We start from the raw sequence: 13,573 nt of genomic DNA on the forward strand, positions 1-13,573 counted from the left end.
GGGAGGCTTCCGGCGGCAAGAACTATGAAAAGTATAGCCAATCCCGCCACTCGCACAAGCCAGGCCCCAACGGGGCTATAAGGACCCTTTGAACACAGGCAACTATTGCACTAAACCCCCTCCCTCATTGCCCGCTGGAGCGCGCCAAGTTGAGGGCCAGCAGGCGCCGCAGGATCTCGTCCTCAGGCATGGCAGGCGTGAAGTCCTCCCAACCGTAGGCGGCGGCGACCGCCACATCAAGCGCCTGATGCGCCATGTCGAGCCAGGCTGGCCGGGCGTTGTAGAGGTTGGTGAGGGTGCGCTTTTTCAACTCGGCCGCGTGCGCGGGCTTGGGGATAAGCCGGTCCGGGTAGCCGGAGACGATCTCGGGGACGCGATCCACCCACTCCGGGGGATTGAGCCAGTTTGCGCGCAGGGTGTTGAGGTGGTGGGCGGCCTCGGCGATGGCCAGGGCGACCGGGCGGTGCTCGGGGGCGACGGGCGGGAGGATGACGCCGGAGTCGAGGGCCTCGGTGGGGCCGGTGGTGTCGACGGGGGTCAGGCCCCGGGGGAAGGGGAAGGTCTCGAAGGTGGTGGTTGGGGTGTAGCGTGGGTCGTTGCCTTTGCCCAACCAGGTGCATAGCCCTAAGGACCACAATTTATGAAACCGTGAGTGCAGGATGCCAAAGGTGGTGTCATCAGCGCGGACGATCGTGATGACCTGCTGGTCTGGTATGACGGTAGTTGGCAACCAGACGAACATCCGGTGTTTGGCAACCATTGCCGTGGCGATATAGCGATCCAGTGGCTTGACAGCGACTCGGAAACCGGGGCGGCTCTCGCCGAAAATCCACCAGTTTTCGCGGTAGGCAGCACGTCTGTTACTGGCCCTCATAGGCTTGACCATCGTCAGGACCTGTGCGAATGGAAGCTCATAGAGTGACGCATCTTCTATGGGCATGGACACACCGAAGTCGATGATCCAGGTATCCGAATGGCGCCGGGTAACATCCATGCCGTTGCACCAAGGCTTCAACACATCGGCGTTGGGACGCCCGTGGGGGTTGGGTCGTGTCAGCCAGGAGCGCGCAAGGTCACCGGGGATGTCAAAAGGACCATTTTTTGTCGTCCCCCTCAGACTGGCTCCCGCATTTTCTCGGAGAGGAACAGCCACCGTCAGGTTTGTCACCTGGCTCTCGGTACCCAGTGGTGAGGCCGTCAGGTCGGCGTGGACATTGGCCACCCTCATACCATCTAGCCTGATTCCCGCCTGCCTGTCATGCTCCGGCCCGAAGGCCACCAGCGACACCCGTACCGCCGCGCCCTCGTTGATCCAGGGCTCGTCGGACCAGGCGTTGAAGATGCACAGGGGCGCGTCTAGAAGAAGCCTTTCAGAACGAGTGACATCACCCCCGCCAGCAGCAAGCCCATCATCCATTTCAGCAGGGTCAGGTCGGTGCGAATCGGCGCCAGTGTTTTTTCCAGGGTGTGGTCCAGATAGGTCTTTGTGACCAGTTCCTCCTGGGCCTCGCCGATGGCCCGAATTACGGCCTCCGCCTGTTCCGGCGGAAAACCCGCCGCCTTGAGCTTGTCCACCAGGTGTAGTGTATCGAACGTGATCGTTGTCATGCGATTCTCCCTGCTTGGTTCGGGTTTCAGTGCGCTGGATGCGTTCCAGCACGGTGCGGTTCGCCCCACCCCGGATCGAGTTCGTGGCGACCAGGCCGGCCGCCCCCGCCTTGCCCGCGACAATCTGGGCGCGCGATTTCTCAAACCAATAGGTTACCAGGTCGGCCCCGGCCGGCACACGCTCGGCATAGAGCCGGTCGAGCGCCTCGAAATAGGCATCGCCAAGGGCGCCACGTTTCTTGCTCCCACCCAGAAACGGGGGGTTGCCGACAATCACATCCGCCGCCGGCCACTCCGGTTCCGTCCCGTCTGGGTTCACTACGGCGTCCCGCTGCTCAATGGTATGCAGCGGTTTGAGGATCGGCTTCTTTGACAGTGAGAAGCCATGCGACAGCATCCACTGGATCTCGCCGATCCAGACGGTCACGCGGGCAAGTTCGGCGGCGTAGGGGTTGAGTTCGATCCCGAGCACGCACTCCGGGCCAACCAGCGGAAAGGCCCGGGACAGCCCCAGGGTCTCGGCCTCCAGGATGACCCGATGTTCCAGGTCCTTGAGCCCCAGCAGGGCCAGCAGCAGGAAGTTGCCGGACCCACAAGCTGGATCCAGGATCCGGAAATGGGCGAGCCGCGCGAGGAAGCCTTGTAGGAGCCCATGGGCATCGTTCTGGTTCTTGGTGCGCGCGGAGGCTGACTTGGCGCCGGTTGCCTTCGCCAGCAGGGCCGCGATCTCCGTCTTTCTCGCGGTCCACTCGTCCCGCAAGGGGTCGAGGACTACCGGGTCAACCAGCCGCATGATCGCGCCGCGGTCGGTGTAGTGGGCGCCCAACTGGCTGCGCTTGTCCGGATCGAGACCGCGCTCGAACAGGGTGCCGAAGATGCTCGGCTCGATTGCCGACCAGTCGAGTCCGGCCAGGGCGCGTAGCATCTTGATGTCGGCCAATTCCAGAGGTAGGGCATCGCGCGAGTCGAAGAGTCCGCCGTTGAACCACTCCACCGGCTCGAAGCCGATCCGGCCGCCGCTGGCCATGGCCCCGAACAGGTCCTCCAGCATTCCGGACAGGCTCGCCGGGTCCTTCAGCCCAGCATCAAGCAGCCGGGTGAACATCTGCCGGGGCAGAAGCTCGATGTCCTCGGCGAACAGGCAGAACAGGACGCGAATGCAGAAGTGACCAACCGCCCAAGGGTCGTGTCCACGGGCACGCAGCACCTGGGCGAGGCCGCCGAAGCTGACGGCCGCCGCCTCGGTGAGGGCCGCCGTGGTCTGGCCCGGCCGCAGGCGCTCGGGCTCGCTGAAGGCCCACTTCAGCAGCACCCGCTTGGCGGGATCGCGCAGGTCCTCCAGGGTCAGCCGATGCTCCACCGGCACCAGGCCGGTAAAGGCGGTATGGATGACGATCGTCTGGATATCGGAGACGATCAGGAGCGGCGGGTACTCCAGGGCCGGGGTGTAAAGTTGCAACTGCCGGAAGGCCGCCGCCAGGTCCTTGCCAGGTCCCTTGTACTCCCAGCCAAAGCAGCCGCGCCGCCAGACATCGGCCCAGCCGTCGCCACCCCCCGCCTTGCGCGCGCCTTTCTCGAAGGCGTACCAGACACCGTGAGGATCGGCCGCGGTCGGGGTTGGTTCGCCCAGCAGGCGGCACAGGTCAATGAAATGCTCTTGGGACGACGCCCGCTCCGTCAGCATAACGCCCTGCCACTTGCGAATGAAATCGTCGGGGGTCATGGGGTCAGGCTCCGGCGCTGGGCGGGCGTCAGGCCCGCCCCTGGCTGGCATCATGGCGGGGGATGGGCAAAGTGGTCAAGGGCGAAGCGCTTGGAGGCACCTGGCCCAGGACGCCCAAGGAACTGGCGCCCTACTCCGCCGTGCCGTGGAACTTCTCCCGCAGGCGCTGGAAGACGACATAGAGCATGGGGATGAGGAAGATGCCCACGCAGGACGCCACCAGCATGCCGCCAAACACGGCGGTGCCGACGCCGCGCTGGCTGGCCTCCCCGGCGCCGCTGGCGATGATGAGGGGCACCAGGCCGAGGATGAAGGCGAAGCTGGTCATGAGGACGGCGCGGATGCGCAGGCGGGAGGCGTTGGTGGCCGCCTCCAGGATAGTGCGTCCATTGCGGCGTTCCTCCATGGCGAACTCAATGATGAGGATGGCGTTCTTGCTCGCCAGCCCGATCAGGACTACCAGGCCCACCTGGGCGTATAGATCATTCGCCAGGCCCGTGACCCAGAGGCCACCCATGGCCCCCAGCACGCCGACGGTGACGGAGAGCAGTACGGCCGCCGGCATGGACCAGCTCTCGTAGAGCCCCACCAGGAACAGATAGGCAAAGAGTACCGCCAGTCCGAGGACGATGGGGGTCTTGCCCCCGGCCTCCTGCTCCTGGAAGGCGGTGCCCGTCCACTCGAAGCCATAGCCATTGGGCAGGGTCCTGGCCGAGATGGCCTCCATGGCGGCCATGGCCTCCCCTGAGCTGCGACCGGGGGCGGGTCCGCCCTGGAGGGTCGTGCTGCGATAGTTGTTATAGCGTTGCAATATCTGGGGGCCGAGCCGCAGCTCGGGCGACAGGATGGCAGTCATGGGCACCATGTCGCCCTTGTTGTTGCGGACATGGATGCGATAGATGTCGGTGAATTGACTCCGATCCTGCTCCTCACCCTGGACCATGACCCGCCAGACGCGCCCGAATCTGTTGAAATCATTGACATAGTAACCCCCGAGGGTCGCCTGGAGGGCGGTAAAGACATCGTTGACCCGCACCCCCAGGGCCTGGACCTTCTCCCGATCGATATCCAGATAGACCTGGGGCGTATTCGTCGCCCAGGTGGAGAAGACCCGGCTCAGAGTCGGGTCCTGATTGGCCGCCAGGATCATGGCCCGGGCCACCCCGCTCAATTCCTCCGGCGTCCGGCCCTGCAGATCCTGAAGCTGGTACTCGAAACCCCCGCCCGTGCCCAGGCCGACAATGGGCGGCAAATTGAAGACCATGACCCGGGCCGAGGGGATGGGCGCAGTCGCCGCCGAGATGCGTTGGAGGACCGCATCCACCTTAAGGTCCGGCGTATTCCGCTCCGCGAAGGGCTTGAGGCGCCCGATAAAAAAGGCGGCGTTGGATAGGTTGGCCCCATCAAGCAGACTGAAGCCGGGCATGGAGATCACCGCCTGCATGGCGGGGTCCGCCAGCATGATCTTCTCCACCTTGGCGACCACCTCCAGGGTGCGATTCAAGGACGCACCCTCGGGGAGCTGGACCTGGGCAAAGAAGGCCCCCTGGTCCTCGTCTGGCAGAAAGCCGGTGGGGATGACCTTGAAGAGCCAGCCCGTGGCCACCCCAAAGGCCGCCACCAGGACCAGCACCAGGACGGAGACGCGCACCAGACGGGCAACGATAGCGGCATAACCATCGCGCACCCCATCGATGGCGCGCATCAGCCAGCCCATGAGGCCCTGGCTATGGTGGCCAGGCTTGAGAAGGATGGCGCAGAGGGCCGGCGCCAGCGTCAGGGCATTGATGGCCGAGATCAGCATGGAGGAGGCCGTCACGGCCGCGAACTGCTGGAAGAGCTGGCCCGTGATGCCCGGAATGAAGGCCACCGGCAGAAAGACCGAGAGCAGGACCAGGGTGATGGCCAGAATGGGCCCGGTAATCTGGCCCATGGCCTTTTTAGCCGCCTCGCGGGGGGCCAGTCCCTCCTCCGCCATGATGCGCTCGACGTTCTCCACCACCACGATGGCGTCATCGACCACGATGCCGATCGCCAGCACTACCGCCAGCAGGGAGATGGTATTGGCGGAGAAGCCCAGGGCCAGCAGGAAGGCAAAGGTACCCACCAGGGCCACGGGCACGGCAATCAGCGGGATGAGGGTGGCGCGCCAACTGCCGAGGAAGATGAAGACGACGATAATGACCAGGACGAAGGCCTCGAACAGGGTATGGACCACCTTTTCCAGGCTGGCCTTCACGAAATCCGTGGTATCAAAAATGATGTCGTAGGCGAGATCGTCGGGGAAGCGATCCTTGAGCCGGGTCATGGCCGCCTGGACCCCATCGCCGACCGCGACGGCGTTGGCGCCTGGCGCCAGATAGATGGCCATGGCCGCCGTGTCCTTGCCATTCAGCCGACTGGTGGAATCGCGCTGCATGGAGCCCAGCTCCACCCCGCCCAGGTCCTTGAGGCGCACGAAGGAACCATCCGGATTGGCGCGCACCACGATGTCCTCGAATTCCGCGACATCCGCGAGCCGCCCCTGGGTCTGAAGGCTGATCTGGAAGCGTTGGTCCGCCGTCATGGGCTGGGCGCCGATGCGCCCCACCGCCGCTTGGGTGTTCTGGGTCCGAATGGCGTCAATGACATCCGCGGGGGTGAGGCTGAGGGCCGCGAGCCGGTCCGAGTTCAGCCAGATGCGCATGCTGTAGTCGAGGGCCCCGAAGAGAAAGACATCCCCGACCCCCGGGATACGCTTCAGGGTGTCGATAATGTTGATCGTGGCGTAGTTACTGAGGAAGAGGTCGTCGTAACTGCCTTCGGGCGAATAAATCGCCACCACCTGCAGCATGGCGGTGGATTTTTTCTTGACCGAGACCCCCGCCCGCTTGACCTCGTCGGGCAGACCCGACTCCGCCAGGGCGACCCGGTTCTTGACATTGACCGAATTCAGATCCGGGTCCGTACCCAGGGCGAAGGTGACGGTGAGGGTATAGCTACCGTCGTTGGCGCTGTTGGAGCGCATGTAGAGCATGTTGTCCACGCCATTGACCTGGGACTCCAGGGGCTGGGCCACGGTGGATTCCACCACGTCCGCGCTGGCGCCCGTATAGCTGGCGGTGACCTGGACCGAGGGCGGGACTATGTCCGGAAACTGGGCGACGGGGATGCCCACCATGGCGATGAGGCCCGCCAGGGTGATGACAACCGATATGACAATGGCCAGCCTGGGCCGATCGATAAAGATATCCGAGATCATGGGTTATCACCCTGGCCTGGCTCCGCGGCGGGGGCGCCCGGCGCATCGGCGGGCGTGGCGGTGACGATCTGTCCGGGCCGCACCTTCTGGATGCCCTCGGTCACCACCAGCTCGCCCTCCTTGAGCCCACTCAGCACCACCGAATTGGACCCCTGCATGGGACCAGTCTGAATACGCCGGACCTGCACCTTCTGGTCGCCGTCCAGCACCAGGACATAGACCCCCTGCTGATCGACCTGCTGACTGGCCTGGGGGATCAGGATGGCCGACTCGGGTTCCTCCTCCGCCAGGAGGACACTGAGATACTGGCCGTCCGAGAGCAGACCCTCCGGGTTGGGAAATACCGCCCGCACCAGCACGGTGTCGGTGCCGGAGTTCGTGATCACATCGACAAAATCCAGGCGACCGGCCTGATCGTAGAGGCTGCCGTCCGGGAGTCGGGCGCGGACGGTCAACTCCTTGGCCTCGCCGCCGTTGGCCGCGGCGCGTTGCCGCGCGTCCAGGAGTTCACGCTGGGTCACCGGGAAGAGGATGTGCATAGGATCCTGGCTGACCAGGGTCGCCAGAACCCCGGAGGCGGGGCCGACCAGGTTGCCTACCGTCAGCGCCGCCCGGCCAATGCGCCCCGCCACCGGGGCCTTGATCTGGGTGTAGTCCAGATTGAGCTGGGCCACCGCCAGGGCCGCCTGGGCCTGTTCGACGCCCGCCGCCGCCACCCGGTTAGCGGCGCGGAGCTTATCCACCTCCGCCGCCGACATGTTTTTTTGCCTGAGAAGTTCCTCGCCCCGGGCAAACTGGGCGCGGGTATTTTCCACCTCGGCCTGGGCCTTGGCCAGGTCCGCCTCGCGCTCCTGAACGATAGCCTGATACTGGTCAGGCTCGATGAGGAAGAGGACCTCGTCCACCCTCACCGGCTGGCCCTCGATGAAGCGTCGCTCCTTGAGAAAACCCTCGACCCGGGCCCGCAATTCCACCTTATCCACCGCCGCCACCCGGCCCACGAAGGTCACCTGCTGTTCGATCGGCTTCTTCACCGCAGCCATGACCTCGACACTGGGAGCGGACGCGGCGGCGTCCAGGGGAGCCGGCCCCTCCCCCTGGCCGCAGCCGGCAACCAGCAGGGATATGGCAATGAGCCAGAAGGGGGGGTGGGTGAAAGGCTTGCTGGGCATGGGTGACTCCGGCGCAGACGAGATAGCCAATTATTTTCACACGCCCCACCACCCGACGCGAATTCTCCTTGCCGCTTGACGATGGCCCGCGCCAATGCGATGGTTCTCACGGGTGGACGCCATGACGTCACCAAAATTTTTGGCTGCTAAACAGAGGTGAACAATGACGACTTCGGAAAAAGATGCCGGCATGATCGAGGTATTGGTCGAACGACTGGAGCAACAGCGCTTGCCCCGGGCCCTGGACCTCAAGGCCCTGGTCGATCGTGGCGAACGCCTGAGCGACCTGGATATCTCCTTCCTGGAAGAGGTGCTCCAGGATGCCAGCGATGTCAAGCCCTTTATTGACCAACACCCGGAATGGCAGGACCTGGCCGGTCGCATCGTCCACCTTTACAAGGACATCACCACCCAAGCCTTGAAGAATGAACAAGGACCTGGCTAGCCGCCCGATTTTCCTGTCCGTACACCTTTTGAAGGGAGGGCCTGGAGATGAATGAAAGCGAGAACCCTGGCGCTGTTGTTCCTGGACTCCTGGGACAGGTGCGTGGTTGGCTCGCGGCGCGCGGCGCGGCGCGGCAGCTTGAGCGCGAGCGGGCCAAGGCCCTGGCCGAGGCGGTCGAGGAGGTGGTCTCCGGCGTCGAACCCAAACTCCGGGCCGTCAGCGGTTATCAGGTCAAGCTGGGTCCGGAAATCCAGCGCTTCCTGGATTTCGTCACCGCCATCATCGCCCAACTGCCTCCCGCCATCGAACTAAGCCGCGCCGCCTGGCAGCGAGATCCCCAGGTCAACGCCTTCTTCGCGGCTGCCAAGGACCTGCCCCTCTGCCTCTCCCGCGCGCCGGAACTGAGCGACTACTTCAAACGCGAGCCCCTCGCGACCGAGGCCTATTGCATCATGACCTCGACCCGCGCCGAGCGGCAGGTCTTCGGTATCGGCCTCCAGGGCGATATGCTGCAACGGGATCTGGCCCAGACCAGCGTCGGCTTCGTGGAACCGCTGATCCTGGCGCCCTCGCCCACCGAGGCGGAAGTGCGCAAGGAGGCCCTGAACCGCGCCCTGCACCTCTTTATCGGCTTGGCCCAGGCGCAACTGGCCCAAACCCTCGGCCAACGCCAGGGTCTGGACCATGAGCGCCAGATCCAGGAGGTGCGGCTGCGCAGCCTGCGCACCCGCGCGCGCGGCCTGGACGTGGATGGGAAGCTGGGGGACGAGATCCTGACCGTCGAGCAGAGCCTGGCGGAGAACGCGCGCCAGATGGAGGCCCTGGGCGGTCCCCTCATGGGTCTTGATGCCACCCTCGAACAGGTGCGTGCCCTCTTTGCGACCCCCGGCGACCAGATTCACCTCGCCCACATCCCCCTGCGTCTGGACCTGTTGGGGATCAAGCTCGACGAGGCCGCCCAGGGCCAGCCGCGGGCGCAGGTCAACGAACTCTCCCTGATCGAATTTACCGTCGGTTCGCGGCGGCGCGTCATCACCCTGGTGCGCTGCCCTCGGGAGGAGATGCTGTCCCTGGAACAGGTGGTCGGGCAGGTGGACCCCTTCCTGGCCTCCCAACTCGGCATCCGGGGGATGTGAGATCAGCGGAGCCCATTCATTTTGCTAACCAGGGTGTCCTTCGCGAAGGCTGAAGGGGGCCTGAACGATCCGGGGGTGCCCATGCGGCTTGGTAACTTCATCCTGGCAATCGCCAGTCTCCTCATCCTGACCCTGGGCCTTTCTCCCGTGCGGGCGGGGGAGGTCCTGGAGGGGGTCAAATCCCGTGGCGTGTTGCGCTGCGGGGTCAGCGAGGGCATCCCGGGCTTTTCGGAGCGCGACCCCGAGGGGCGCTGGCGGGGTCTGGACGCCGATTTCTGCCGGGCAGTGGCCGCCGCCGTGATCGGGGACGGCGAAAAGGTCAAATTCGTGCCCCTCTCGGCCGCGGAGCGCTTTCCCGCCCTGCAGGCCCGCAAGATCGACCTCCTGGCCCGCAATACCACCTGGACCCTGGTCCGGGAGGCGGTCATGGGCATTCAGTTCACCGCCACCCTCTATTACGACGGCCAGTCCTTCATGGTGCCAGCGGAGAGCCCGGTTAAGCACCCCACCGACCTGAACGGGGCAACCCTCTGCGTCCAGAAAGGCACCACCAGCGAGCGCAATCTCCGGCCCTACTTCGAGCGCCAGGGGCTAAGGGTCAAGCCCCTGGTCTTCGACTCCGCCAAGGAGGCCACCGCCGCCTTCTTCGGTGGCCGTTGCCAGGCCTATAGCGCCGATAGTGGTCAGCTCGCGGGAGCGCGCCTCCTGGCTCCCGCCGGCCGCCTGGCCTACCGCATCCTCCCTGATCTCATTTCCAGCGAGCCCCTGGCCCCGGCGGTCTGGGGGGGTGATCAGCAGTGGACCACCATGGTCCGCTGGGTTTTCTTCGTCCTCCTGCACGCCGAGGACCTGGGCTTCACCCGCGCCCTGGCCAATGACCCGCCCCTGGATTTTTACGCCGCCCTGCTGCGCTGGAACGAGCAGGAGGCCGATGCCCTGGCCAAGTCAATGGGCGTAGCCAAGGGCTGGGCGTTGCGCGCCCTGGCCACCGTCGGCAACTATGGCGAACTCTTCGAGCGCAACCTGGGCGCGGACAGTGAACTTGGGCTGGAGCGCGGCCTCAACCGGCTCTGGAAGGATGGCGGGCTCATGTACGCCCCGCCTTACAAGTAGCGAGGCGAGACCATGAGCGACCTCCAGATCTACCTGACCATCGGCGTCTTTGCCGCCGTCATCCTGCTGATCGCCCTGGACCTGATCGATATGACGGTGGCCGCCCTGCTGGGGCTGTCCGTCCTGGTCCTGACCGGCATCCTCGACCGTAATGACCTGATGGAGACGGTGCGGGTCGCCAATGGCCCCATCGCCCTGCTGTTCGGCGGCATGGTGGTGGCGCGGGTCTTGAGCAAGACCGGGCTCTTCGAACGCCTGGGGGCCATCTTGCTGCGCGCCACCGGTGGCAGTGGCAAACGCTTCCTGCTCCTGCTGGTCGCCCTGGTGGCGCCCATCTGCGCCCTCCTGCCCAACGCCACCACCGTCATCCTGGTCGCGCCCGTCATCCTGGGGGTCTGCCGGGCCCTCAAGATCGATTTTGTTGGCCCCATGATCCTCACCGCCATCATCAGTAATTCCGCGGGCATGTTGACCCTGGTAGGCGACCCGGCGACCTTCCTGGTAGCTAGTTCCATCGGCCTCTCCTTCGGGGAATATCTGCGTACCGTAAGCCTGGGCGGCCTGCTGGCGGTCCTGGCCATCCTCCCCCTGCTGCCCTGGCTCATGCGCGACATCTGGCGCCTGCGCCTGGTCCTGCCCGACCCCGAGCCGGCCGAACCCATCGCACGGCCGGGCTTTGTCATCCTCGCCCTGGGGGTGCTCCTGGTCATGGTCCTGCTCTTCCTCTTCGGCGAGAGCCTGCCCAATTCGGTCCCCCCGCCCTCCGTCGCCATCATCGCCGCCAGCCTGGCCCTGCTGGTGATCCATAGCGCCCGGGTCGAACCGGTGGACAACGTGCTGCGCGACCTGGACTGGAAGACTCTGATCTTTCTCGCCGCCATTTTTTCCCTGGTCCAGGCCTTCACCAAAACCGGACTCCTGCAGGGTATGTCCCTGCAGCTTTATGGCTGGTTTGGCGCCGAGATCACCCTAGTGGCCCTGGTCATGCTGGCCGGCATTGGCTTCCTGTCCAGCCTGCTGGCCAATATCCCGGTGGTGGCCGCCTCGCTCATCATGGCCAAGGGGTATCTGGTGGCCGCCCAGGCCGTCCCCGAGTTTGCCCTGGCCGCCAGTTTCACCGACTGGCCGGCGGCGACCCTGCCCCTCTTCATCGCCATGATGTTCGGCGCCACCCTGGGAGGGAACGCCACCCTGATCGGGGCCTCGGCCAACATCGTCGGCGTTGGCATCTGCAACAACCAGGGCGCCCATGTCACCTTTGCGACATTCGCGCGCTACGGCGTGCCGATCACCCTCGCCCAACTTACCATGGGCGCCCTGTATGTTCTGGCCCTGACCAGCCTTCTTGGCGCCGCTCCCTCAACCCCGATGGCGGAGATCTTGCCATGAAACCTGTCCTCCTCCGGCTCGTCCGGCCCCTCCCGGCCCTGACCCTGGCCCTGCTGGCCACGGGCTGCACCAACACCCCGGATGCCGGGTCCGCCGCCATCCTCGGCAGTGGCACCGATGTCACCGTCAGCGATCCAGCCCGCCTGACCAAAAGTGGCTTTCTGAGTGATTACCAGCGACTGGCCCCCGTACCCTGGGCCGATGGCGTCCAATGCTGGAGCAATCCGCAACTACAAGCGGGGATCTATGACAAAGTGCTCATCACCCGCATGAGTGTCAAGCTCAAGGACGGCCAGGGGGATGGCATCGACCCCACCGACCTCAAGGCCCTGACGGACTATTTCCATCAGGCCCTGGTCAAGGCCCTATCGCCCAAGACCAAGGTCGTTGACAAGGCCGGACCAGGCGTGCTGGCCCTGCGCATTGCCTTGACCGATCTGGTGCCAACCAAGGTAGGTGAAAGCGCCCTCGGCACCCTGGTCCCCTATGGCTTCGTCGCCGAGATCGGGTCCGGGGCCGCGACCGGTCGGCCCGCCGGGTCCACCCCCTATCTGGGCGAGACCGGCATCGAAATGCAGGTCATCGACGGCGGCACCCAAAAAATCCTCGCCGAATGTCGTGATACCCAGATCGGCCGCAAGTACGCCGCAGACGACAAGAATGGGATGGGTGGCGCCGTCCAGACCTGGACCAGCGGCTATGTCAACTCCTTCCAGGCCTGGGCCTATGCCAAGAACGCCTTCGACAAATGGGCCGTCCTTATCGCCCAGCGTCTGGCCGCTCTGCGCGGGGCAAAGCCCCAAGGCTAAGGGGGGTGTCGTCTCCCCGCAAGAGGGCCTAGCCCCAAACCGGGGTCGTCACTCCGTCTCCCAGCCCCGCTCGGTCCCCACCGGGCGGGGATTTTGGGTGATAGCTTGGGGTTGCGATCCCGCCTCCAGTACCCGCACCGGCTTGGCGCGGCGACCAAGCCGTAACAGATCGCCCTCGCCGCTGGCCAAACGCTCCTGACGGGCCCGCACCCCATAGCCGATGGCCGCGCCTCCGGCGGTGGAGAGCGCCAGCACGCCCAGGGAGATCATCTGGGTCATCAGCAGCAGCAGCCCCGCGCCCACGCCGCCGGCAATAATGAGGCCGGTCTTGGCCTGACTGCCCAGCCTGGCACGCTGCTGTTGACGTTGCGCCTGGCGCTGAGTGTTCTTGATCTCCCGAATTTTCTCCTGCTCGACCCGGACCCGGAGCTGTTCCTTCTCCCGTGAAAAGCTGGCCTGGGCCTTGGCCAGGGATTCCTTGCGGGCACCGGTGGCGATGCTGCTAAACCAAAGCGCGGTCATGGCCGCGACGGTCACACCCAAGGCGCCATAGAGGGGCCAGGTCTGGGTCAGGTCCGTCTTCAGGGCCGCATAAACGATCAGCCCCGTGGTACCCTGGAGACAAAATATGCCGATCAAATATTTGACGAGACTGGAAAAATGTAGGGAGAACATGGCGAACTTGGCGATAGGGAGCAAGGAGGGATCTTGGGATGATAGCTGATTCCAGACCCGGAGAGATCTAGCAGATGACCCTGCATGGGTATCGGCATGGCCCATCCGGCCTTGAGCGCCGTCACCCCGGTGAAAATTTCCTGGCCGGGACCCGCTTGACTGCCACGCCCGGCAAGGCTACTTTCCCTCCGGGGCCACACCAAGAGCGCCGACATGCCCCCCTACACCCTCGGTTTATCACTGCCCCCGATGGCAAGCGTCT

General features: G+C 65.0%; 9 protein-coding genes. 5 read left to right on the forward strand and 4 right to left on the reverse strand.

Going from position 1 to position 13,573, the window contains the following annotated elements:
• Nucleotides 1-124: 124 nt before the first annotated feature.
• The 3 genes from IPN92_19205 to IPN92_19215 form a co-directional block, all read right to left on the reverse strand.
• Nucleotides 125-3,331: a class I SAM-dependent DNA methyltransferase gene (locus IPN92_19205; GenBank protein MBK8640304.1), complete on the reverse strand. Its 3,207-nt coding sequence runs from the start codon at nt 3,329-3,331 to the stop codon at nt 125-127.
• 130 nt (nt 3,332-3,461) lie between these two features.
• Nucleotides 3,462-6,572, reverse strand: coding sequence for a multidrug efflux RND transporter permease subunit (locus IPN92_19210; GenBank protein ID MBK8640305.1), 3,111 nt, complete (start codon nt 6,570-6,572; stop codon nt 3,462-3,464).
• A complete protein-coding gene (locus IPN92_19215; GenBank protein ID MBK8640306.1) occupies nt 6,569-7,744 on the reverse strand; it encodes an efflux RND transporter periplasmic adaptor subunit in 1,176 nt (391 codons plus the stop codon). Before IPN92_19215 ends, IPN92_19210 begins: the two co-directional genes overlap by 4 nt.
• Before the next feature lie 163 nt (nt 7,745-7,907).
• Here IPN92_19215 and IPN92_19220 point away from each other — a divergent pair, with 163 nt between their 5' ends.
• From IPN92_19220 to IPN92_19240, 5 genes are all read left to right on the forward strand, one after another.
• Nucleotides 7,908-8,189, forward strand: coding sequence for a hypothetical protein (locus IPN92_19220; GenBank protein ID MBK8640307.1), 282 nt, complete (start codon nt 7,908-7,910; stop codon nt 8,187-8,189).
• Nucleotides 8,190-8,236: 47 nt separating this feature from the next.
• On the forward strand, nt 8,237-9,325 hold the full coding sequence (locus IPN92_19225; GenBank protein ID MBK8640308.1) for a hypothetical protein: 1,089 nt from the start codon (nt 8,237-8,239) through the stop codon (nt 9,323-9,325).
• Nucleotides 9,326-9,406: 81 nt separating this feature from the next.
• Nucleotides 9,407-10,438 carry an amino acid ABC transporter substrate-binding protein gene (locus IPN92_19230; GenBank protein ID MBK8640309.1) on the forward strand — a complete coding sequence of 344 codons (1,032 nt, stop codon included), beginning with the start codon at nt 9,407-9,409 and terminating at the stop codon, nt 10,436-10,438.
• Nucleotides 10,439-10,450: 12 nt separating this feature from the next.
• Entirely contained in the window at nt 10,451-11,827 is a 1,377-nt protein-coding gene (locus tag IPN92_19235) for an anion permease (GenBank protein MBK8640310.1), read from the forward strand.
• On the forward strand, nt 11,824-12,636 hold the full coding sequence (locus IPN92_19240) for a DUF3313 domain-containing protein (protein ID MBK8640311.1): 813 nt from the start codon (nt 11,824-11,826) through the stop codon (nt 12,634-12,636). The genes IPN92_19235 and IPN92_19240 overlap by 4 nt, the downstream gene beginning before the upstream one ends.
• Nucleotides 12,637-12,684: 48 nt before the next feature.
• On the opposite strand, the gene IPN92_19245 is transcribed toward IPN92_19240, so the two are convergent.
• Nucleotides 12,685-13,335 (reverse strand): hypothetical protein, encoded by a 651-nt coding sequence (locus tag IPN92_19245; GenBank protein ID MBK8640312.1) that lies wholly within the window; start codon nt 13,333-13,335, stop codon nt 12,685-12,687.
• Between the last annotated feature and the right edge of the window lie 238 nt (nt 13,336-13,573).

The organism is Chromatiaceae bacterium (assembly GCA_016714645.1).
In the GTDB taxonomy this organism is placed as follows: Bacteria; Pseudomonadota; Gammaproteobacteria; order Chromatiales; family Chromatiaceae; genus M0108.